Raw genomic sequence first — 20,527 nt, forward strand, 5'->3', positions numbered from 1 at the left:
TTGCATCAGTAGACGTCAGCCCGTGTGTTGTAGACGTTGAACTTGCCTGTCGGCGTGATCAGGCGCGGGTCTTTGATGACCTCTTTCAGTTCCAGCGTCTTGTCGTCCACCACGACGATGGCGCTTTCTTTGTCCTTGGCGTTCCAGACCGAGAACCAGACTTCGTCGCCCGCCTTGTTAAATTCCGGCTGCACGACGCGCGGTTGACCGTCTGCGATACCGGCCCATTCGCCGATCGGGAGCGTGGTGTATTCCGGATCCGCATCGGCCGAGAGCTCGGAAATCTTGAACACCGCGACGGATGCCGAGGTTTCCGCATCCGGGTTCAGCGGCGCATCGACGTAGAGGTTGTCGCTTTCGGGGTGGGTCTTGATGAACAGCGACCCGCCTCCGAGAGCGTAGAACGTATCCACGATCTTCCAGGCGTTGTCCGCGTGGCCTTCTGGGTCGGTCCCGATCAGCGCGACACTTTCGTCGCCCAGGTGAGACGTGGCCCATACCGGCCCGAAGTCAGGGTGCACGAAATTCGCGCCACGACCCGGGTGCGGGGTCAGACCGTCGGTTTCCGTGATGGCGGTCAGTTTCCCTTCCTTGGTGTCGATCACGACGAGCTTGTTCCGGGCATTCGCCGCGGTGATGAAATAGCGGTGTGTCGAGTCGAGACCGCCATCATGGAGGAAACGTTCGGCTTCGATTTCCGTCGTCGTGAGGTTTTCCAGGTCGGTGTAGTCGACCAGCAGGATCTTCCCGGTTTCCTTCACGTTGACGATGAATTCAGGCCGGTAGTGGCTCGAAAGGATCGCCGCGACGCGGGGTTCGGGGTGATAGGTCTGCTCGTCATAGATCATGCCACGGGTGGACTTGATCTTCAGCGGTTCCAGCGTGTCGCCGTCCATGATGACGTATTGCGGAGGCCAATAAGCGCCGGCAATGGCGTATTTGTCCTCATAGCCTTCCATCTTCGACGTTTCGACAGAGCGTGCTTCCATGCCGACCTTGATCTGGGCCACCGTCGAGGGGGTCTCCATCCAGAGGTCGATCATGTTCACCAGAGCATCTCGTCCGATGACGAAGAGATACCGGCCGGATGCGGAAATCCTCGAGATATGGACCGCGTACCCCGTGTCGATCACGGCGTGCATTTCGTAGGTGGCGCCGTCGATCAGCGCGATCTGACCGGAGTCGCGAAGCGTCACCGACATCAGGTTGTCGATGTCGATATCGTTCATCTTCTCGGTCGGACGATCTTCGGGCGCGACCACGACGTTCCAGCTCTCACGCATCTTGTCCATGCCCCACTCCGGCGGCGCGGGCGGATCGAGCAGGATGTAACGGGCCATGAGGTCGATCTCTTCCTCGGTCAGTTCGCCCGATGTCCCCCAGTTCGGCATCCCGGCCGGGGAGCCGTAGGTGATGAAGCTGTGAAGATAATCGTAGCCGTTCTCGCGGGTGATGTCGGTGGTCAGCGGTTTGCCGGTCGCACCTTTGCGCAACACGCCGTGGCAACCTGCACAACGTTGGAAATAGATCTCGGTGCCTTGCTGGAATTCCTCCTGCGTCATCACCGGGTCGCCGTCCTTGCGACCGGGGATCTCGACCTGGATCTCGGCCAGGGTCGTCATCGAAGGCTCATAGGCCGCGGCCGGACCGCTGGCATGGTCCTCTTCAGGATCCTGGGCCATGGCAGGCGCACCGAGAATGACGAGCGACGCAGCCGCCGTCGTCATCAACACGCGCCGTAGCTTTGGTGTGCGGGAAATCATCGAATTTTCTCCGTTAGAGAGGTGAGGCAGGTTCTTGGTAACGGGGCCGTGAGAGTCGCTCCTTGACTTTCGTTAAGGCGATCACGTGCGGTCCGGCCGAGAAGGGGCGCAGGTAATGAAACGTGACTCCATGCTGCGACTTTTTCGGCTTTGCGCGACGCGACTTGTTCTTGTGGCCCTTTTGGCCACCGGACCCCTTGTTGCGCAGGACAATGATGCGCCCGACGTCGAAACTCTTGCCGAGATCCTCGGAGCCGAAGACGCAGCATCTGTCACCGTCGCGCGGGTGGACGAGGGGGTTCCGGGATGGACCCTGCGTCAGGGCGACGCAGTCCTGGGCCATGTCGGGTCGACATGGGAAATCGCGGAATCGGTAGGATACTCCGGCAGGCCGCTTGAGGTGCTGGTGGGCATCGGCCCTGATGCGATCATCACCGGGGCGCAGTTGATCCGGCACAACGAACCGGTGTTGACCCTTGGCATTTCGGATGCCGACATTTCGGCCTACGTGTCGGGCTTCGCCGGTTACGACCTGCGCCAAGCCGGTCGCGATGACGACGGCCTTCCGAAGATCATCAGCCGCGCAACCGTGTCCACGGGCGTGATACGTGACAGTATCTTGCGGACGGCAAGGACATTAGCGTTCGGGCGGGGCCTGATCCAGGCGGAGGCAGGAATCGACCGCCTGTCGTGGCATGACGCCTCATGGGATGACCTTGTCGCCATGGGCGCCCTGTCGGAGGTTCGCCTGTCGATGACCGACGCGGCGCGTGCGCTTGATGGTGCCAAAGTCGCGATCCCGCAGGGGGACGGCGACTTTCTGCACCTCTGGGCCGGTCTCGCGGACCCGCCAACGGTGGGTCAGAACCTTTTGGGCCAGCAGGGATACACCGCTGCCATTGGCGCGTTGGACCCGGGCGAAGCCGTGCTGATCGTGATGTCACGCGGGCTTTATTCCCATCGCGGCACTGCGTGGCGGCGTGACGGCGTGTTCAATCGGCTGACCATTCGCCAAGGCGATAACAGTCACACGCCAAGGGCCGAAGACTTTAATCTCGTCACGCGGCTCAGGATCGAGGGCGCACCGGAACTGAAGGAAATCAGCCTTTTCAAACTCCCGGCAAGCTTCGATCCGCTGGAACCCTTGACCGTCGAAGTCCGGGCTTCGCGACCCGCAGAAGATGGTGGCGACGTCGCCACGACCCTATCGACCGAGTATTTGCTCCCGGAAAGTCTGCGCACGGCCCCGCCGCCGGAACCAGAGCCGCTCTGGCGCAGCGCGTGGCGGGAGTCGGTCGTTCATATCGTCGTCGTGGCGCTCATGCTGATCGTCCTGTTCGCGGTCGTCCTGGCCCAGGAATGGCTGGTTCGGCGCGCCAGTCTTTATCGCGTCTTTCGCCTCAGTTTCCTAGCCGTCACTCTGGTCGTGCTCGGTTGGGGGCTGGGCGGACAGTTGAGCGTCGTGCAGGTGATCGCATTTCTTCATTCGCTTCTGGATGGGTTCCGGTGGGAGACGTTCCTGATCGAGCCGGTGATCTTCATGCTGTGGTCCTTCGTGGCGCTGGGGCTTCTGTTCTGGGGCCGTGGCATTTACTGCGGCTGGTTGTGCCCGTTCGGCGCCCTTCAGGAACTGACGAACGCCGCGGCACAGAAGCTGGGCGTGAAGCAGGTCGCCGTGCCGTCGGCATTGCATGAACGCCTCTGGATCCTGAAATACACCGCCTTCGTCGGTCTCGTGGCCCTGTCGTTCTACTCCATGGAAAAAGCCTTGGTCATGGCCGAGGTCGAGCCGTTCAAGACCGCGATCTCGATGCGGTTTGTCCGGGCGTGGCCGTTCGTATTGTTCGTTCTGGCGGTCCTGGGTGCAGGGCTGTTCATCGAGCGTTTCTATTGCCGCTATCTCTGCCCGTTGGGGGCAGGGTTGGCGATCCCCGCGAAGCTCAAGATCTTCGACTGGCTGCACCGAAGGCCGCAGTGCGGCCGGGAATGTCGATTGTGCGAAACGAAGTGCACCGTGGGGGCGATCGACAATGTGGGCCGGATCAATCCCAACGAATGTGTCCTGTGCTTGCGCTGTCAGGTGATGATAAACGACGCCACGACCTGCCCGGTGCTCAAGCGCCGACAGCGGTCGGCGGCGTGACGAGGAGAGAAGAGATGCGGCGAGACGATGTAAGGCGGCTGTTTTCTGCGGGCTACAGGATCTTTTTCCTGCTCGCCGGCTTGTCCGCGGTATTTTCGATGATCGTCTGGGAGGGTTGGCTCGCAATCCATGCTTCGGGAGGCAGTGTCGCGGGTGCGCCTTTTGCGATGGCGCCTCATCTATGGCACGGGCACGAGCTCTTGTTCGGTTACGGATCGGTAGCAGTGGCGGGATTTCTGCTCACCGCCGCGCCGAACTGGGTCAAGGCGCGCGATGCATCGGTTGCTTATTTCGTTACCCTCTCCGCCGTATGGCTGGCGGGCCGAATGGCGATCTGGTGGTCGGCGAGCCTGCCCGGCGGTGTCGTCGCCCTCTTTGACCTGGCGTTCCTGCCGCTGGTGGCGGGCAAAGTGTTTGCCATGCTCATCAAGCGCCCAAAGCCGCCGCAGATGATGATCTTGGGCGTTATCGCCTTGGTCTGGACCGGGAACCTCCTGGTGCATCTGGAATGGCTGGGTCTCACGGCGACCGAGGCCAGGGGGCAGCGTGTCGGCCTCCTGGCGCTTGCCGCGCTGATCGCGATCCTTGGGGGGCGCGTGACGCCGGCGTTCACGGGCAATGCGATGAAACGGATTGGACTTGAGGACGGTCTTCCGCGCAACCCGATGTTGCTGGCCGGCGCCGGCATCGCGCTCGCCATTCTTGCGGCGCTGACGATGGCTCTGCCTTTGCCCGTATCGGTGCCGGGCGCTTTCGCCATAGCGGCCGGATTGGTGGCGCTGGGGCGAATGACGATGTGGCGAAGCCTCTGGGCGCGGCGCGATCCGATCGTCTGGACACTTCACGTCTCCTACGCCTTCAACGCCGCCGGATTGATCGCGCTTGGGTTTGCGCAATTCGGCGTTGGGTCCGAGGTCGCGGCGCTGCATCTGCTGGCCATAGGCGGAATCGGCGGCATGACGGTCTCGGTCATGTCGCGGGCTGCGATCGGGCACTCGGGGCGGTCGTTGCACGCGCCCGGACCTGTCGTCATCGCCTATGCGCTCATCCCCGTCGCGGCATTGGTTCGCTATGCAGGCTCGGCCTATCCGGACATCTACATTCCTGCAATTCTGATCTCAGGCGGGCTGTGGATCGTGCTGTTCACGCTCTACACAGTCGCCCTCTGGCCAGTGTTCTGGGGCGAACGCATGGACGCACGTGTCCAAGGAGCAGCGGCATGACACTCAGCCGTCGCCGCTTTATCGCGCTCAGTGCATGTGCGGCGGTCGCGGGGCCGACGTGCGCCAGCCCATCGACGTCGGTCTGGCGGGGCAGGGCGCTGGGCGCCGAGGTCGTCGTCAGCCTGCGTGGTGCGAACGAGCGAGATATCTGGCGGTTGGGACAACGGATCGCGGCGCAACTCGACCGGCTTGAAAGCGCCTTGTCGCTCCATCGTGCTTCGGAACTGGTGCGGCTGAACGAGACAGGTCTGCTCGCACATCCATCGCCATTCATCGCCGAGATGATAGCGTTGTCGGACCGGCTCCACGCGACCACGGGCGGGGCGTTCGATCCCACGGTGCAGAGCGCGTGGCTCGCTCAAGCGCAGGGCCGGCGGACCGATGTGCCATTCGGCTGGTCGAAGATCGACCGCGACCGAGGCATACGCCTTCCCGAAGGTATGGCGCTGACCTTCAACGGGGTCGCACAGGGCTATGCCGCGGATCTGCTTGCGGAGCTGATCCGCGAGGCCGGGTATCAGGACGTGGTGGTCGATGCGGGTGAAATCGTGGCGATGGGGCAGGGCTTGCCGGTGGATATCGTCGGTGACGATGACCGGGTATTGCGGCAGATCGTGTTGCGTGACCGATGCATCGCGACGTCTTCACCGCGCGCAACCCTGATCGGTCCGGATGCCGCACCCCATATCTTCCACCCCGATGGTCGATCCATACGTTGGCGCACAGTGTCTGTGGCCGCGTCGAGTGCCGCTGTCGCGGACGGACTGTCCACGGCGTTTTGCCTGATGCAAGAGCATGAGATCACGGAGACGCTTACCCAATGGCCCGACGCGTCACTCGTGCTCAGAACATAGGCGAAATTTCCAACCCGTTGACTTTTGTTAAGGAGCCGACTCGCGCTTGCGTCCACTTCCGAGGGGTAACTTTAACGGAGGAAGGATGAGCGCGATGCGCGAAGTCATGACGAAGAGCATGGCCCGGAATATCTTCTATGGCGGGTCATTGTTCTTCATTCTCATTTTCTTGGGCCTCTCGGCTCATTCGCATCGGTATATCGTCAAGGAATCGACGGATACCGCGACGCTGACCGAAAGCGTCAAGCACGGCAAACACCTGTGGGAAACCCACGGTTGCGTCAATTGTCACACAATTCTGGGCGAGGGCGCCTACTACGCCCCCGAGCTTGGCAACGTCATGGAGCGTTGGGGCATGGAGGGCGACCACGAGGGTGCGTTCGATGCACTCAAGGGCTGGATGGAAGCCATGCCGACCGAAATCGAAGGGCGTCGCCAGATGCCGTATTTCGGTCTGACCGACGAAGAATATCAGGCGCTCGCCGATTTCCTGCTGTGGACCAACACGATCCGCAACCAGGACTGGCCGCCGAACGAGGCCGGATAAGGCCGAGGAGACAGTCATATGAAATATCCAACACAGAAAATCGCCTTCTGGTATTTCCTGGTCGCGATGATCCTTTTCGCGGTGCAGGTGACCGTGGGTCTGACAATGGGCTGGGTTTATGTGGACGGGAACTTCCTCCACGATATCCTGCCTTTCAACGTGCTGCGCATGCTGCACTCCAACAGCCTGATCGTCTGGCTGCTTCTGGGCTTCTTCGGCGCGGCCTACTATCTCGTGCCCGAAGAGAGCGAGCGAGACATCCATTCGCCCAAACTGGCCTATCTGCAACTCGCGATCTTCGTGCTCGGCACGGCGGGTGTGGTGTTCACCTATGTGTTCAACCTGTTCGAGGGCAACTGGCTACTGGGCAAAGAGGGGCGCGAGTTCCTCGAGCAACCCAAATGGGTAAAGGCAGGCATCGTCGTCGCGGCGCTGATCTTTCTCTACAACATCTCGATGACAGTGCTCAAAGGCCGCAAGACCGCGATCACCAACATTCTTTTGTTGGGCCTGTGGGGTCTCGCGCTCTTGTTCCTCTTCGCGTTCTACAACCCTGCGAACCTTGCGCTCGACAAGCAGTACTGGTGGTACGTGGTTCACCTCTGGGTGGAAGGCACATGGGAACTGGTGATGGCCTCGATCCTCGCCTTCCTGATGCTCAAGCTCACCGGCGTGGACCGTGAGGTCGTGGAGAAATGGCTCTACGTCATCGCCGCGCTCGCTCTGTTCTCGGGTATCCTCGGGACCGGCCACCACTACTACTGGATCGGCACGCCCGGTTACTGGCAGTGGATTGGCTCTGTCTTCTCGACGCTGGAAGTGGCTCCGTTCTTCGCCATGATGGCCTTTGCCTTCGTCATGGTCTGGAAGGGGCGTCGCGACCACCCGAACAAGGCCGCTCTGCTGTGGTCACTTGGCTGCGCCACGCTCGCCTTCTTCGGCGCTGGCGTCTGGGGGTTCCTCCACACGCTGCACGGGGTGAACTTCTACACCCACGGCACGCAGATCACGGCCGCTCACGGGCACCTCGCGTTCTATGGCGCTTACGTTGCCTTGAACCTCGCGATCATCACCTATGCCATGCCGCTCCTGAAGGGTCGTGAACCGTTCAACCAGGTGCTCAACATGGCGTCCTTCTGGCTGATGTCGGGTGGGGTGGTGTTCATGACCTTCACGCTGACGTTTGCGGGCACGGTGCAGACGCACCTGCAACGGGTCAACGGCGAAGGATTCATGGACGTGCAGGATCAACTCTGGATCTTCTTCGTCATGCGCTTCGGCTCGGGCGTGGCCGTGGTCCTTGGTGCGATCCTGTTCATCTACGCGGTGCTGAAGCCACGCCGTGAGGTCATCGATCCGGGCCCCGTCGAACAGGCCCGGCTTCAAGAAACCCCCGCGGAGTAACCGAGATGAACGCGCAAACGAAACTGGAGGGGGCGGCGAAAGCCCCCTTCTACCAACCCCAGACCGATGAATGCGAGTTGTTCGAGGTCGCGGCGAAGCAGGATCTGCCATTGCTTCTCAAGGGGCCGACCGGCTGCGGCAAGACGCGCTTCGTGGCACATATGGCCGCAAAGCTGGGACGCCCGCTCTACACCGTCGCCTGTCATGATGACCTGTCGGCGGCTGACCTGATTGGGCGCTACCTGTTGAAAGGTGGCGAGACGGTCTGGGTCGACGGCCCACTGACCCGCGCGGTGCGCGAAGGGGCGATCTGTTACCTCGACGAGGTTGTCGAGGCTCGCAAAGACGTGACGGTGGTTCTCCACCCTCTGACCGATGATCGGCGCATCTTGCCCATCGACCGCACAGGCGAAGAGCTTGAAGCGGCCCCGGGTTTCATGCTCGTGGCGAGCTACAACCCCGGATATCAGAATATCCTGAAAACACTGAAACCCTCGACCCGCCAGCGGTTCCTGTCGATCGAATTCGACTTCCCCGCGATGGACCACGAAGTCGCGATCGTCGTCCGTGAGAGCGGGTTGGACGAGAACCGCGTGCGCCCTCTTGTGCGGCTCGCCGCCAAGCTGCGTGACTTGAAGGGACAGGATCTGGAGGAAGGTGTCTCGACGCGACTGATCATCTATGCCGCGTCCCTGATCCGTGACGGAATGCCCGTCGAACGTGCGATCCTTGCGGCGATGATCGAGCCGCTCACGGACGACGCCGACGTGAAACAAGGGCTCCTCGATCTCGTCACCGCCACTTTCGGGTGAGGCAAGCGATGACAAAGGTCGAATTCGAGCCATGGGAACCCGAAGAAACTGTCGGGAAACTGTGGCACGCATATGCCAGCCGCCTGGACGCCCCTGACGTCCACGATGGAGCCCGGGTCGATCTCTCCGAGGTCGGCGGGCGGTTGGCAGTTCTCTTTCGTGGCCTGGGCGGAGGCGGCGCGGTCGAGATCAAACCGGCCCCTGCCGAACACTCGCATCACCGACTGTCGCTCAAGCGCCGTCTGGGGACATGGGCTGACGTGGTGCCTCGGGCCAGTTTCGATGGAGCTGCATTGCGACTACCTGCAAGTCTGGCCGTTTTTCCTGCCCGCGAGGCCAACGCTGCGCTCTATCTCTGGCTTGCGGCTGCGGCGGCGTCCGCGAATGAGGGGCAGGCGGTGGATAGCGATCCGCTGAGAGCCGATCTGTTGACACTTCACCACGCAAATCGGACCGTGTCGGATGCACTGGCCGAAGCGCCAGGGTATGCGCGACTATATGAGGATTTGTGCGGCGCGGTGCTGGCGCTTCGTCATGTGCCCGCGCTGCCGCCGGTCGAGGCGGATGTCGAGGCGGTCGTGCGACGGATGCTCGGAGATCGCGCCCCATTGCCGACTGAACGAGCGCGACAATTCTGGGACAGCGTCGAAAACGGCGACGTGGGCGCGATCGTCGCCCCGCGCCGCTATCGCCCGTTCCGCCCCGTGGTGCTTTGGCCGGATCTGCGGGAGTTGACCCGTTCGGACGGCGCGGCGGTGGAGAGCCGCGATACCGAGGGAGAGGCCGAGACATCCGACGAAGGCCCCGCACGACGTGCGCGGCGGCGCAAATCGGACCAGATCGAGCGCGCCGACAGTTTCATCCTGCACAAGTTCGAAGCCATTCTGAGTTTCGCGGAGTTCGTGAACCTCAATCGCCGCATCGAGGAAGACGACAACGAGGACGCCAAGAAGGCCGCGGACGACCAAGACGAGATCGGGCTGGGGCAGATTTCGAAAGCGCCCGCGACCAAACTCAAGCTGCATCTGGACCTCGCGCCCGAGGATGTGGACACGGAGCGGTTGTCGGACGTGACCACCTATCCGGAGTGGAACGTGCGCACCGGAGCTTACCTGCCGGACCATTGCCGGGTTCTGTCCTCGCCCCTCGTGGCAGAAGAGGACGATCTGCCCGCCTGCCTGACCGACCCGCGCGCCAAGCGCCGCATCCGCGCCGTGAAGCGGCAGTTCGAAGCTTTGCGCCCGGGGCGTGTCGTGACATCCGGCCACCCCGATGGTGACGATCTGGACGTGGAACGCGCCGTGCGTTCAATGGTGGAATTGCGCGCGAACGGGCAAGGCACGGATCGTGTCTGGTTGCAGAGCCGGACCGAAAAGCGCGACCTTGCGGTGTCGCTTCTGCTCGACGTGTCGCGTTCCACCGAAGCGGCGATCCCGGGCCATGGGCACGAGGGCCGTTCGGTGATCGACGTGGAGCGCGAGGCGTTGTCCGCACTGGCTTGGGGGCTAGAGGCCTGCGGCGATATGTTCGCGGTGCATGCCTTTTCCTCACTCAAGCGCGACCGGGTCTATGTGCAGACGGCCAAGCGCTTTGACGAACCGATGAGCCGCAGCATCGAGGCGCGGATCGGGGCGTTGAAACCGGGATTTTATACGCGGCTGGGGGCGGCCATGCGCCATGTCTCGGCGGACCTGAGCAAACAGGGGCAGAAAAAGCGCCTGCTTCTGGTCATCACGGATGGCAAGCCCAACGATCTGGACCACTACGAGGGCCGCCACGGTATTGAAGACAGCCGCATGGCGGTGCTCGAGGCGCGGCGCGCCGGACATGCGGTGTTCGGTGTAACAGTCGACCGCAATGCCAAAGCCTGGTTCCCACGCATTTTCGGTCAGGGAGGGTTCGCGGTCATTCCGAACCCCGACCGGCTGACCACGGAGTTGCCGCGTATCTACCGCGAATTGGTGGGCGGATGAGCGAGACCCGCGTCACTGCTATAGACGCGCTGCCGGGCGAGTTCATGATGTGGGTACTGATCATGTCGGAGCTTGCCGTCTTCGGCGCGGGGCTGATCGTTTTTTCGGCAGTGCGTCTGACCGACCTCTCGGGGTTTGCCGACGCGCAGGCCCAGCTCCACACCGTCGGCGCAGGTGTCAACACGGTCGTTCTGGTCACATCAGGCTGGCTTGCGGCCAGAGCCGTCGGTCTGGCCGAGAAAGGCCGAGTACGGGCAACCCGCGTCTCGCTCGGCGGCGCCGCGGCGCTGGGTGTGGTCTTTCTATGGATCAAGGGGGCGGAATATGCCGACAAGGCGGCGGCGGGCATCAATTTCGAAACCCACAGTTTCTTCACCTTCTACTATTTGCTCACCGGGTTCCACGCGGCCCACGTCATCGCCGGGTTGGTGATCTTCGCTCTCGTCGCGTGGAAATGCCAGCCGCGACTGGTCGAGACCGGGGCGCAGTTCTGGCACATGGTGGACCTTGTCTGGCTGCTTCTGTTTCCGGTGCTCTATCTGGTAGGTCGGGTGTGATGGATGTGACGCGGGCCTGGGTCACGCTCATGGCGCTGTCGGCGCTGGCCACGGCGCTCGCCGTGTTCGGGCAGGGGGCCACTTGGGCGGTGCTTGCCATTCTGGTAGCGGCCTGGATCAAGGCGCGGGTCGTCTTGCGCGCCTATCTCGGCCTTGCCGGCGCTCCCGATTGGAGCCGCGGGTTTTCGCTGGTGCTGGGTCTGTTCATGCTCGCCATCATGGGGCTGTCGGCCTTCACGTGATCCGCCTAGCGCGACCATGCGCTTGCAGGGTCGTCGTCCACCATATCCTGCAAGACCTCGACATCTTCGATCGTCGCTTCGTTTTGCGTGACCTTGACGCCGTGGTTCTTGAGCTTCGCGAAAGCCCGGCTCAGGCTTTCCGGTTTCATGCCGAGACGCCCCGCGATGAGACCTTTGTCATACGGCAGGCGGATGGTGCAGGACCCCGTTTCGCAATCGGTCAGTTCCAGGAGAAACTCCGCCACGCGCTGTGCCCCGGAACGGGATTTCAGGGCCTCGACCTGAGCGACCAGCGCGTGAAGATGCGTGAACGTGGCTGACAGAATGGCCGTGGCAACCGACGGGTCGCGTTCGATCTGGCGCAGGAATTCGGCTGCTTCGATGCGCATCACACGCGAAAAGGTCACGGCTTCGGCGGAGACCGGATAAGTGTCGTGCCGAAAGGCGACGGCCTCACCGAAACTGCGGCCTTTGGTGAACACACCGACCACGGCCTCGGCGCCGGATGGCGCGATGCGGTAAAGCTTCACCCAGCCGTCGAGGACGATGTAGATGCTGCGCGCCTGTTCGCCTTGCAGGAATATCGTCGCGCCGCGGTCGAACGTATGCGGTGAAGCACGTGCGCAAAGCTGGTCGCGCATGTCCGGCGTCATACCGGACAGAAGCAGGCTACCGAACGCAATCTCGCGGTCCTTGCTGTCCATCTCTGCCCCCTGTCACAAGTCCTTTTTCTGTTGCCATTTTTGAGCAGCGCCGTCTAGAACTTAACCACATATTCAACTATTATATTATGACTTATCAATAACTTAAAATACGCTGTTTCGAATCAAGTTTTTTGACTTTGATCAATGTAGGGACCCCGAGCTCGGCCTAGGTCTGGGCCTATGAGACGCGCAAACAGGGTAGTTCTGATTCTTTCGCTCGTGGCGAGCTTGATCGCCGCGACGGGCTTTGTCGGCTACGCGAAAACCGCACATGCGCTCAGCGCGGCGGGCGCTCGGACCATCGTCATCTGCGGCACGGCGGGCGAGGCCGAGGCCATCACGCTCGACCGCAATGGCGATCCGATCGACGACGCGACCACCTCCTGTGCGCATTGTGCAGATTGCACGCTCGTCTCCGTTTTTGTCGACCCGACAAACCCCGGTCCAGCCACGTTTTCGGGTCCCGGGCAAGTCGCGGTCGAACTGGTCGGAAACGCTTCGGTGGTCGCCCGAGAGGTCGAATATCCGTCGCGCGGCCCCCCAAGCCAGAAAGTCGTGTAATCATGCAGGCCCTTTCCATCTCCGCCATTCGGACCCGTAGGTTCCGCTTCGCTCAGGTCTGGTTCGCACTTGCGCTCGCCGTGCTGGTTTCGACCATGGCGCAGGCGCAGGCGCAGGCGCAGACGAATGCGAACGTGCTGGCGCAGTTTCTCCCCGACGTCGACCCGGCCGCCTTGGTCGAAGGTGCCGATGCTTTCGGTCCGATCCGGGAGGATGTGCCGGTTGCGCCGGTTCTGTCGGGCGGCGAAGAGGTCGGCCACGTGTTCGTCACGTCCGACTTCGTGGGGACGACCGGATATTCCGGAAAGCCGATTCATACGATGGTCGCGGTCGACGACAACGCCGTCATCCTGGGCGTCGATCTTGTCAAACACTCGGAACCCATCGTCCTGATCGGGATCCCCGACTCCAAGATCAAGAAGCTCGCTGCCGACTACCGTGGATTGTCGCTGGTGGATGAGGCCGCTGCGGGTGGCTCGGGCCACGATCTCGAGATCATTTCGGGCGCAACCGTCACGATCATGGTAATCGACGACTCGATCATCCGGTCCGGTCTGAAGGTTGCGCGTGCGTTGGGACTTGGCGGGCTCAGCGCAGAGATCGAAACCGGGCCGCAATACGAGATCGACGCAGGCGCAGAAGCCCCGGACAGCTGGATGGATATGGAAGGCGACGGAACCGTGCGCCGCCTCTCTCTCGACGTCGGCCAGATCAATGCCTCCTTCGCCGCGATGGGTGATCCGCGAACGGACAAATACGCGCTGACGGAACCGCCCGAGGCAACCTTCATCGACATGCAAATGGCGCTGGTGTCCGTGCCCGCCATCGGGCGCGCGGTGCTGGGCGAGGCGGATTTCGCAAACCTGCAGGAATGGCTGGAACCGGGCGAGCACGCCATCGCCGTGGTCGGACGCGGACTTTATTCCTTCAAGGGTTCCGGTTACGTGCGCGGCGGCATTTTCGACCGGATCGTGCTGATTCAGGACGACGTGTCTGTGCGCTTTCGCGACCGCGGACATCGGCGTATGGGGGTGATCCCGCTTGACGACGTGCCCGAGTTCACCGAGCGCGATCTGTTCAAGATCCCCGCCGACAGCGGCTTCGACCCCACCAAACCTTTTCGCCTGCAACTCCTGGTGCAACGCGAAGTGGCGGCGATCGAAAAGGTCTTCACCACCTACGATCTCGGCTACCAGCTTCCACAGACCTTCATGACGCCCGTTGCTCAGGCCGAGGAAACCACGGCTGTCGTGGCGAAAGACGAGGGCGAGTCTGCGGCGCAGGCGGCGTTGTGGAAGAAGATCTGGGAGGACAAGACGCTCGAAATCGCCGTGCTTGGCTCGATGCTGGTGGTGCTGACACTCGCATTCTTCTTCCAGATGCAGCTCACGCGGTCCGAACGGGCGGTGAAGATTTTCCGCTATACGTTCCTGACCATCACGCTCGTATTCCTCGGCTGGTATGCCAACGCGCAGCTGTCCGTGGTGAACCTCATGGCGCTGTTCGGTGCATTGACCACGAGCTTCAGCTGGCAGGCATTCCTGCTCGATCCGCTGACGTTCATCCTCTGGTTCGCAGTGGCCGCCGCAATCCTCTTCTGGGGCCGGGGGGCCTATTGCGGGTGGCTGTGCCCGTTCGGTGCGTTGCAGGAGCTGACCAATCACATCGCGCGTGCCCTGAAGGTGCCGCAGATCAAGCTGCCCTGGGGGCTGCACGAGCGCCTGTGGCCGATCAAATACATGATATTCCTTGGCCTCTTCGGCGTCTCCCTCGCCTCGATCGAGCAAGCGGAGCATCTGGCCGAAGTCGAGCCGTTCAAAACCGCGATCATTCTGAACTTCGTGCGGGCCTGGCCCTTCGTGGCCTATGCCGCGGCGCTTCTGATCGCCGGTCTTTTTGTCGAGCGGTTCTATTGCCGCTACCTCTGCCCGCTGGGGGCTGCGCTCGCAATCCCGGCCCGCTTGCGGATGTTCGACTGGCTCAAACGCTACAAGGAATGTGGCTCGCCCTGCCAGACCTGCGCCAACGAATGCATGGTCCAGGCGATCCATCCGACGGGCGAGATCAACCCCAATGAATGCCTGAACTGCATGCATTGTCAGGTGCTCTACCAATCCGAAACAAAATGCCCCGTGGTCATCAAGAAGCTCAAACGCAAGGGCTCGACCTCGGATCCGACCGCGTTCCTCAAATCGAGGACCGGATTGGAAAACCATCCAAACCTTCAAACCAAGTGACGGGAGACAGACATGTCTAACACTGAAAAAAAAGGACTTAGCCGGCGCGGCTTTCTAGGCGCATCGGCAACCGGCGCGGCCATGATGGGCGCAGGCGGAACCCGCCTCGGGCTCCTCGGCGGTGCCGCGGCGATCACCGCTGCGACTACGCCGCGCGCGGCGCTGGCACAGACCGAACATGCGAGCCCCGCACCGGGCGAGCTCGACGAATACTACGGCTTCTGGTCCTCGGGTCAGACCGGCGAGATGCGTATCCTCGGCGTGCCGTCGATGCGTGAACTGATGCGGGTGCCGGTGTTCAACCGCTGCTCCGCCACAGGCTGGGGCCAGACCAACGAGTCGCTGAAGATCCTCACGCAGGACATGCTGCCCGAGACGAAGGATTATCTCGCCGCCCAAGGCAAAGTCGTGCACGACAACGGCGACCTTCACCACGTCCACATGTCCTTTACCGAGGGCAAGTACGACGGCCGTTACCTTTTCATGAACGACAAGGCCAACACCCGTGTCGCCCGCGTGCGCTGCGACGTGATGAAGGCCGACAAGATCATCGACATTCCGAACGCCAAGGCCATCCACGGTCTGCGCCCGCAGAAATGGCCGCGCACGAACTATGTCTTCGCCAATGGTGAAGACGAGGTGCCTATGGTCAATGACGGTTCCGTGCTGGACGATCCGTCGCAATACGTGAACTTCTACACGGCGATCGACGCGGATGAGATGAAAGTCGCCTGGCAGGTCATGGTGTCGGGCAACCTCGACAACACCGACGCCGATTACGACGGCAAATACGCCTTCTCGACATCCTACAACTCGGAAATGGGCATGACGCTTCCCGAGATGATGGAAGCCGAAATGGACCACGTCGTGATCTTCAACATCGCCGAGATCGAAAAAGCCGTCGAAACGGGCGACTATACCGAACTGAACGGTGTGCCGGTGATCGACGGGCGCAAGGGGCAGAACAAGAACTATACCCGTTACGTGCCGATCCCGAACAGCCCGCACGGGATCAACATGGCGCCCGACAAGATCCACCTCTGTGTGGCTGGGAAGCTCTCGCCCACCGTGTCCGTGCTCGACGTGCGCAAGTTCGACGCGCTCTTCGAAGACGACAGCATCGACCCGCGGTCGGTCGTCGTCGCCGAGCCGGAACTGGGGCTTGGGCCGCTTCACACCTGTTTCGACGGGAAGGGCAACGCCTTCACCACGCTGTTCCTCGACAGCCAGGTGGTGATGTGGAACATCGAAGACGCCGTGAAGCTCTACAATGGCGAGGACGTGGACCCGATCCTGAACAAACAGGACGTTCACTATCAGCCCGGCCATAACTCGACCACCATGGGCGAAACGCTCGAAGCGGACGGTAAATGGTATCTGTCGATGAACAAGTTCTCCAAGGACCGGTTCCTCAATACCGGCCCGCTCAAGCCGGAGAACGAACAGCTCTTCGCCATCGACGGGACCGATATGACGCTGATCCACGACGGTCCGACGTTTGCCGAACCGCACGACTCGATCCTCGTTCACCGCTCCGTGGTCAATCCCCGGAACGTCTGGGACCGCAACGACCCGATGTGGGCCGATGCGCGCGCGCAGGCCGAAGCTGACGGGATCGACCTCGACGATTGGCAGGACAGCGTGATCCGTGACGGCAACAAGGTCCGGGTTTATATGTCGAGCCAGGCACCGGAGTTCTCGCTCGACAAGTTCACCGTGAAACAGGGGGACGAGGTCACAGTCTATGTCACGAACCTCGATGACATCGACGACCTGACCCATGGCTTCACGCTGAACAACCACGGTGTCGCGATGGAAGTCGGGCCGCAGGCAACCGCCTCGGTCACGTTCACCGCGTCGAAACCGGGCGTCTACTGGTACTATTGCCAGTGGTTCTGCCATGCGCTGCACATGGAAATGCGTGGCCGCATGCTCGTGGAGCCTACGGGCGCATGAAGCGGATCGTCGTTCTCCTCGTCGCGCTCCTTGTGAGCGCGGCACAGGCCCAAGCCGAACGCGTGACCATCGCGCCCGGCCCAGGGTCTCTTGCCGCAGCACTTTCCGCGGCAGAGGAAGGCGACGAGATCATTCTGTCGCCGGGCCGTTACGATGGCCCGGTGACGATCGACAAGACGCTGACGCTGACCGGACAGGACGGAGCGATAATCGACGGAAACGACACCCTGTCGGTGGTCTTGGTCGATGCGCCCAATGTGGTCGTGCGCGGACTGCATATGACCAATTCGGGGCGGGTGCACGAACCCATCGACGCCGGGATCAAACTCACTCAGAAAGCACGTGGCGCAAAGGTTCTGGACAATGTGCTGACCGAGAACCTGGTCGGGATCGATATCCACGGTGCGCGGGGCGCGATGGTCAAAGGGAACCGGATCGAAGGCCTGCGCCTGCGCCGGATGAACGACCGTGGCAACGGCATCTACGTGTGGAACGCGCCGGGCGCCGAGGTGATCGGTAACGACGTGAGATACGGTCGCGACGGCATTTTTTCGAATGTGTCGAAACGCAATCTATTTCGCGATAACCTGTTTCGCGACCTGCGTTTCGCGGTCCATTACATGTACACGAACGACAGCGTGATCGAGGGGAATATCTCGATCGGGAACCATCTTGGTTTCGCATTGATGTATTCGGATCGGATCGTGGCGAAAGGCAATACCTCGATCAATGACCGCGACCACGGTGTCATGCTGAACTACACCAAGCAGTCGGATATCTTCGCAAATCTCGTGACGGGTGGAACCGAGAAATGCACATTTGTCTACAATTCGCATCAGAACCTGATCGCTGAAAACAGTTTCCTCGGCTGCGACATCGGCGTCCATTTCACCGCGGGGTCCGAGAGGAACACGATCACAGGAAACGCTTTCGTCGCCAACCGCACGCAGGTGAAATATGTAGGCACGACGGATGTGGAATGGAGCCACGAAGGGCGCGGCAACTACTGGTCCGATCATCCGGCGTTCGATCTGGACGGAGACGGGCGCGCCGACAGTTCCTATCGGCCCAACGATCTGATGGACCACATCCTGTGGTCGCAACCCGCCGCCAAACTGCTCCTTGGCACACCTGCCGTTCAGCTGGTCCGTTGGAGCCAATCGCAATTTCCGGCAGCCCGCACCGGCGGCGTCGTGGACAGTCACCCGCTGACCACAGCGCCTGCACGAGACGTGCCCGAAAACGTTCAACACATGGCTCAGGCGACACCGCTTTGGGCCAGGGGAGAGACCGATGACGATACTGACCCTCTCGCAGCTCACTAAGCGGTACGGGGACACGACCGTCCTGCATGATGTGTCGCTCGAAATCGTCGCAGGAGAGCGCGTGGCGCTTCTTGGTCACAACGGCGCGGGAAAATCGACGCTGATGAAGCTTGTGTTGGGCCTTATTCAGGCCGACGGGGGCCGCATCGAGGTTGCAGGGCATGCTCCGGGATCGCCGGTGGCACGCGCTCTCACCGCATATTTGCCGGAAAACGCCGCCTTCCACCCCGCTATTACGGGGCGTGAACAACTGCGGTATTATCTTCGTCTCAGGGGACAGCCCGTGAGACTGGCGGACGAGCTTTTGGAACGGGTCGGGCTGGCAGATGCCGCAGGACGGCGGATCGGAACCTATTCCAAGGGCATGCGGCAGCGCGTCGGTCTGGCGCAGGCGTTGATCGGCGGGCCGCGCCTTATGGTGCTGGACGAACCGACATCCGGGCTCGACCCCGTATCACGGCGCGAGTTCTACACGTTGCTCGACGAGTTGGCCGCCAAAGGCACGGCAATTCTTCTGTCATCACATGCTCTGTCCGAGCTCGAGGCGCGCACGGATCGCATGGTCATACTCGCAAGAGGAAAGCAGGTGGCCGAAGGCACGCTCGCCGAGTTGCGGGCAGACGCCGCGCTGCCCTTGAGCGTTACCGTCAAACCCAGAAACGGGCAGGCGCGTCGCGTCGCGGAAGCCTTCCCGACCGGCGTGGTCTCTGAAGATCGCGTGATCTTCAGTTGCGCGCCCGCCGAAAAGCTTGCCGTGCTCGAAAAGATCGCGGCCCTCCGCGACCATATCGAGGACTACGACGTCCACGCGGCGTCGCTCGACGACCTTTATTCCCACATCTCGAAGAGGGCCGCGTGATGTTGTCCCGTATCCTTGCCACGGCTGCACTCGAATTCTCTATCGCCCGTCGAAACCGTTGGGTGATCGTCTCCGTCGCCATGATGATGCTGTTTTCGCTTGTCCTAGCTTTTGCGGGTGCCGCACCTGCAGGACAGATGGCAGTGGATCCGTTGTCGGTGACCGTTGCGAGCCTGATTTCACTCGCGGTTTACCTCGTCCCGTTGATCGCGCTTCTGATTTCCTTCGATGCCATAGCCGGTGAAAACGAACGCGGCACGCTTGCATTGTCGCTCGCATATCCTCTCGCGCGGACCGAATTGCTCTTGGGTAAGCTCATCGCCCAGCTCGCCGTCGTCTCGATAGCGGTCGTCGCGGGGTATGCCGTCGCCGCCATAGTGGCCTTCGTCACGGGAGGGACAGGTGCAGCCGAAGGGATCCCCGCACTCTGGCGTTTGATCTGGACCTCGATCCTGCTGGGCGCGGCGTTTCTCTCTCTTGGGCACGCGATGTCTTGCCTGTCGCGCAGGCCATCGGGAGCGGCTGCAATGGCCATCGGCCTGTGGCTCGTAATGATCGTGCTTTACGATCTGGGTCTGCTTGCGGCCGTCGTCGCAGATGACGGGGGGGCGTTCACGACCGACGTGTTCCCGTGGGCGCTTGTCGTCAATCCGGCGGATGCGTTCCGTATCTTCAATCTCGCGGCCTCAGGTGCGGTCGATGCAGCCTCGGGTCTGTCGGGCGCGGCGTCGTCCATCGCGGTGTGGAAGCCGTTGGCAGCCATCATGGTCTGGCCAATCCTGGCAGCAGGCCTCGCACGGCTTTCCTTTCAAAGGGTAACACCATGAAAAGGTTCCTCCTCATCCCGCTCCTGATCCTCGCCGCCTGCAAGGAAGACGTGGCAGCCGTGCCGGAGCCGGTCGAAATGACCGAAGAGGCGCTGGGGTATTATTGCCAGATGGCGCTGGTCGAACATGACGGTCCCAAGGGGCAGGCGCATCTCGAGGGCATGCCTGCACCGATCTTTTTCAGTCAGGTGCGCGACGTGATCGCCTATCTGCACATGCCGGAACAGAGTCACGCCGTTGCGATCGCGTATGTGCAGGACATGACGAACGCGACATGGGAAGCACCGGGCGCATGGATGCCCGCACGCGAAGCACTCTATGTCGCGGGCTCAGATGCGATTGGCGGCATGGGGGCTTCCGAGTTCGTGCCGTTCTCGGACAAGGAGTCCGCCGAGGCATTCGTCCACGATCATGGTGGCAGGATCGTCGCGTTCGCGGACATTCGGACCGAAGACGTGCTTGGCGATGCCGCGCCCGCCGAGAACAGCGACAGCGACGACATCAACGCGCGGCTCGAAGCTTTAGGGCAATAGGTGAATG

General features: G+C 61.8%; 18 protein-coding genes. 16 read left to right on the forward strand and 2 right to left on the reverse strand.

Annotated elements, in window-relative coordinates:
- Positions 1–5 precede the first annotated feature (5 nt).
- Positions 6–1,763 carry a cytochrome D1 domain-containing protein gene (locus KJP28_RS08145; RefSeq protein ID WP_218392067.1) on the reverse strand — a complete coding sequence of 586 codons (1,758 nt, stop codon included), beginning with the start codon at positions 1,761–1,763 and terminating at the stop codon, positions 6–8.
- 115 nt (positions 1,764–1,878) lie between these two features.
- On the opposite strand from KJP28_RS08145, the gene KJP28_RS08150 reads away from it, so the two are divergent.
- The 9 genes from KJP28_RS08150 to KJP28_RS08190 all read left to right on the forward strand — a co-directional run bounded on the left by KJP28_RS08150 (position 1,879) and on the right by KJP28_RS08190 (position 11,518).
- Complete coding sequence (locus tag KJP28_RS08150) at positions 1,879–3,906, forward strand: 4Fe-4S binding protein (protein ID WP_255552276.1); 2,028 nt, start codon at positions 1,879–1,881, stop codon at positions 3,904–3,906.
- A gap of 14 nt (positions 3,907–3,920) precedes the next feature.
- A complete protein-coding gene (locus tag KJP28_RS08155) occupies positions 3,921–5,129 on the forward strand; it encodes an NnrS family protein (RefSeq protein WP_218392068.1) in 1,209 nt (402 codons plus the stop codon).
- Positions 5,126–5,983, forward strand: a complete 858-nt coding sequence (locus tag KJP28_RS08160) for an FAD:protein FMN transferase (protein ID WP_218392069.1) — start codon at positions 5,126–5,128, stop codon at positions 5,981–5,983. The genes KJP28_RS08155 and KJP28_RS08160 overlap by 4 nt, the downstream gene beginning before the upstream one ends.
- A 94-nt stretch (positions 5,984–6,077) precedes the next feature.
- Complete coding sequence (locus KJP28_RS08165) at positions 6,078–6,530, forward strand: c-type cytochrome (protein WP_218392827.1); 453 nt, start codon at positions 6,078–6,080, stop codon at positions 6,528–6,530.
- 18 nt (positions 6,531–6,548) lie between these two features.
- The gene (locus KJP28_RS08170; protein WP_218392070.1) at positions 6,549–7,934 is read left to right on the forward strand and encodes a cbb3-type cytochrome c oxidase subunit I; all 1,386 of its coding nucleotides are present in this window, start codon (positions 6,549–6,551) and stop codon (positions 7,932–7,934) included.
- 5 nt (positions 7,935–7,939) lie between these two features.
- Positions 7,940–8,746: a CbbQ/NirQ/NorQ/GpvN family protein gene (locus KJP28_RS08175; RefSeq protein WP_218392071.1), complete on the forward strand. Its 807-nt coding sequence runs from the start codon at positions 7,940–7,942 to the stop codon at positions 8,744–8,746.
- Between the two features lie 8 nt (positions 8,747–8,754).
- Positions 8,755–10,719: a nitric oxide reductase activation protein NorD gene (locus tag KJP28_RS08180; RefSeq protein ID WP_218392072.1), complete on the forward strand. Its 1,965-nt coding sequence runs from the start codon at positions 8,755–8,757 to the stop codon at positions 10,717–10,719.
- Positions 10,716–11,276 (forward strand): cytochrome c oxidase subunit 3, encoded by a 561-nt coding sequence (locus KJP28_RS08185; RefSeq protein WP_218392073.1) that lies wholly within the window; start codon positions 10,716–10,718, stop codon positions 11,274–11,276. The genes KJP28_RS08180 and KJP28_RS08185 overlap by 4 nt, the downstream gene beginning before the upstream one ends.
- Positions 11,276–11,518 carry a cytochrome C oxidase subunit IV family protein gene (locus KJP28_RS08190; RefSeq protein ID WP_218392074.1) on the forward strand — a complete coding sequence of 81 codons (243 nt, stop codon included), beginning with the start codon at positions 11,276–11,278 and terminating at the stop codon, positions 11,516–11,518. The genes KJP28_RS08185 and KJP28_RS08190 overlap by 1 nt, the downstream gene beginning before the upstream one ends.
- 5 nt (positions 11,519–11,523) lie before the next feature.
- On the opposite strand, the gene KJP28_RS08195 is transcribed toward KJP28_RS08190, so the two are convergent.
- The gene (locus tag KJP28_RS08195) at positions 11,524–12,222 is read right to left on the reverse strand and encodes a Crp/Fnr family transcriptional regulator (protein WP_218392075.1); all 699 of its coding nucleotides are present in this window, start codon (positions 12,220–12,222) and stop codon (positions 11,524–11,526) included.
- A gap of 180 nt (positions 12,223–12,402) precedes the next feature.
- Here KJP28_RS08195 and KJP28_RS08200 point away from each other — a divergent pair, with 180 nt between their 5' ends.
- From KJP28_RS08200 to KJP28_RS08230, 7 genes are all read left to right on the forward strand, one after another.
- Positions 12,403–12,783: a hypothetical protein gene (locus tag KJP28_RS08200; RefSeq protein WP_218392076.1), complete on the forward strand. Its 381-nt coding sequence runs from the start codon at positions 12,403–12,405 to the stop codon at positions 12,781–12,783.
- A 95-nt stretch (positions 12,784–12,878) separates the two neighbouring features.
- Entirely contained in the window at positions 12,879–15,020 is a 2,142-nt protein-coding gene (locus KJP28_RS08205; protein WP_218392828.1) for a 4Fe-4S binding protein, read from the forward strand.
- 12 nt (positions 15,021–15,032) lie between these two features.
- The gene (nosZ, locus tag KJP28_RS08210; RefSeq protein WP_218392077.1) at positions 15,033–16,976 is read left to right on the forward strand and encodes a TAT-dependent nitrous-oxide reductase; all 1,944 of its coding nucleotides are present in this window, start codon (positions 15,033–15,035) and stop codon (positions 16,974–16,976) included.
- Positions 16,973–18,301, forward strand: a complete 1,329-nt coding sequence (locus KJP28_RS08215) for a nitrous oxide reductase family maturation protein NosD (RefSeq protein WP_218392078.1) — start codon at positions 16,973–16,975, stop codon at positions 18,299–18,301. Before nosZ ends, KJP28_RS08215 begins: the two co-directional genes overlap by 4 nt.
- Positions 18,270–19,160, forward strand: coding sequence for an ABC transporter ATP-binding protein (locus KJP28_RS08220; RefSeq protein WP_218392079.1), 891 nt, complete (start codon positions 18,270–18,272; stop codon positions 19,158–19,160). The genes KJP28_RS08215 and KJP28_RS08220 overlap by 32 nt, the downstream gene beginning before the upstream one ends.
- The gene (locus KJP28_RS08225; RefSeq protein ID WP_218392080.1) at positions 19,160–19,987 is read left to right on the forward strand and encodes an ABC transporter permease; all 828 of its coding nucleotides are present in this window, start codon (positions 19,160–19,162) and stop codon (positions 19,985–19,987) included. Before KJP28_RS08220 ends, KJP28_RS08225 begins: the two co-directional genes overlap by 1 nt.
- Complete coding sequence (locus tag KJP28_RS08230) at positions 19,984–20,520, forward strand: nitrous oxide reductase accessory protein NosL (protein ID WP_218392081.1); 537 nt, start codon at positions 19,984–19,986, stop codon at positions 20,518–20,520. Before KJP28_RS08225 ends, KJP28_RS08230 begins: the two co-directional genes overlap by 4 nt.
- Positions 20,521–20,527: the final 7 nt, after the last annotated feature.

This window comes from Maritimibacter dapengensis, from assembly GCF_019218265.1.
In the GTDB taxonomy this organism is placed as follows: domain Bacteria; phylum Pseudomonadota; class Alphaproteobacteria; order Rhodobacterales; family Rhodobacteraceae; genus Maritimibacter; species Maritimibacter dapengensis.